This is a genomic window from Micromonospora sp. KC606 (assembly GCF_004348675.1).
In the GTDB taxonomy this organism is placed as follows: Bacteria; Actinomycetota; Actinomycetes; order Mycobacteriales; family Micromonosporaceae; genus Micromonospora.
On record NZ_SMKN01000385.1, the window covers coordinates 1 to 2,144 of the forward strand.

General features: G+C 61.8%; 1 protein-coding gene. It reads right to left on the reverse strand.

All coding sequences use genetic code 11. The features are described from left to right. Positions 1–2,021 (reverse strand): condensation domain-containing protein (locus tag E1193_RS31210; protein WP_207922948.1); only part of this gene is annotated, 2,021 nt, incomplete at its 3' end. Positions 2,022–2,144 lie beyond the last annotated feature (123 nt).

Sequence of the window (2,144 nt, forward strand, 5' to 3'; positions counted from 1 at the left end):
TCCGCGAGCACGGCCAAGGGGTTGCTGTCCGAGAGCATGAAAGCCAGGCGGTCTGCCGGGTAGGCAGGATCGAGCGGCACATAAGCTCCGCCTGCCTTCAGCACCCCCAGCAGCGCAACGATCATCAACGGCGAACGCTCCACGCAGATCCCGACCCGCGTGTCAGGGCGCACCCCAAGCTCGATCAACCGGTGGGCCAGACGGTTCGCCCGCGCGTTCAACTCACGGTAACTGATCTCACTCCCCTCGTGGACCAGCGCCACCGCGTCAGGCGAGCGGGCCACCTGAGCCTCGAACATCTCGTGCACGCACGCCTCATCGGCAAAGGGAACCGCCGTGTCGTTCCACTCCTCCAGCAGAACGCGGCGTACAGCCTCTGGCACAACATCAAGCTGATGCAGCGGGAGCGTCGGCTCATGATCAAGTGCGTGCGCGAGACTTTCCAGCGCCTGCCGCATCAGAGCGCACAGCATCGATGCCGACACGCCTTCCACCGCCTGAGCCGTGACACCCAGACTGTGGCCGTAATCCTCAACGGACATCCCGATCGGGTAGTTTGTTGCTTCTTGTCCCCCCAACCTCTCGACGCCTGACAACGCCCTAGTTGGATCTGGCGCGGATGGTGCCTGGTGACGATAGTTCAGCAGGGCGCCGAACAATGGAGCAGGCGCCTCGACGCGGCTGCAGCGTTGCGCCTGCGCCAGCGAGGCATGCTCGTGCCGCAGAAGCTCCGCAAGAAGCAAATGTGTCTTGCGCACAGCGGCCTCGACACCTGTTTCGTCGACGACCAAACGGAACGGCAAGGTGTTGATGAACAAGCCCATAGCCCGGTCCAGGACCGCTGTCCCTTGTGTGCGGCCAAGCAGAACCGTCCCGAACACAACGTCCTGACGTCCCGAGGTGCGGGCCACCACCAGGGCCCACGCCAGATGGCAGAGGCTCGCCAGGCTCACACCCAAGCGGCGCGCTTCAGCGCGTAGTCGGGTATTTAGATCCTGAGGCAACAACTCACGCGCCTCTTCAACGCCCTCGCCGGCGCCCCTCACGTCATCCAAGCCAAACGGCAGGGTGGCCTCGTCAACATCGCCCAACATGGCTTGAAAGAAGCGCTGGTGCTCCTCCTGTGAGATCCCCAGGCGCGCCTCTCCGACCAGATTGCGGAACGGTTCCGGATCCGGCAAACCGTCTTTTCCACCGGAAAGGATGGCCCCGATTTCCTCGTTGAGCACATCCTGAGTGGAATGGTCCCCGATCAGGTGGTGAGAAAATTCCAACATCAGCCAGCGCTCGTTTTGCGTGTCTTGCGCAACAACGAAACGCATGAGCGGCGCATGACCCAAGTTCATCCGGTACTGCCGGAGATCATAGCGACGTTCTAACTGCTCCAAGGCCGGGCCGGCCGATGCGTCAAGTTCGACGAACTCCACATCCAGAGGAGCATGGCGCCATACCACCTGCACGGGTGATGAGAGCTCGTCCCACACGAAGCTCGTCCGAAGGACATCATGACGATCAACGACATGTTGCGCCGCTTCCAAATACCGGTCCAGCAAATCTCGGCTTGCGAACGCCATCTTCGAGCCGACGATGTAGGTGTCGCCGGATTCTTTCAGTAGATGGTGGAACAACATCCCATCCTGAAGAGGTGACAGTTCATAGATATCCTGAACGTTGGCGATCCCTCCCGGCACCTGTGCTACGACATGGTCGATCTCCGCCTGAGTCAGATCAACCAGGGGAAGCATTGAAGGTGTGATGAACGTGCTTTCCCGCGTGATCGCATTGTCTGGTACAGCCACTCTTGGTTTCTGTGTCAGCTTTGCCGCCAGGTCGCACAACCGCGGGCTCTCGAAGAGAGCAGCGACATCGACGGCATGCCCCATCTGACGTATTTTGCTGACGAGCCGGACGGCGAGGAGCGAGTGCCCGCCGAGGGTGAAGAAACTGTCACGTCGCCCGATCCGCTCGACGCCCAGCAACTCGCTCCACAAGCCGGCCAGCAACGACTCGACCTCACCCACCGGCGCCTCGCTGACACCACGCGCATACGCCTCATCCGCAGGCGCCGGCAACGCCCGACGGTCCACCTTCCCGTTCGGCGTCAGCGGCAACGCGTCAAGCACCACAAACGCCGCCGGAACCAT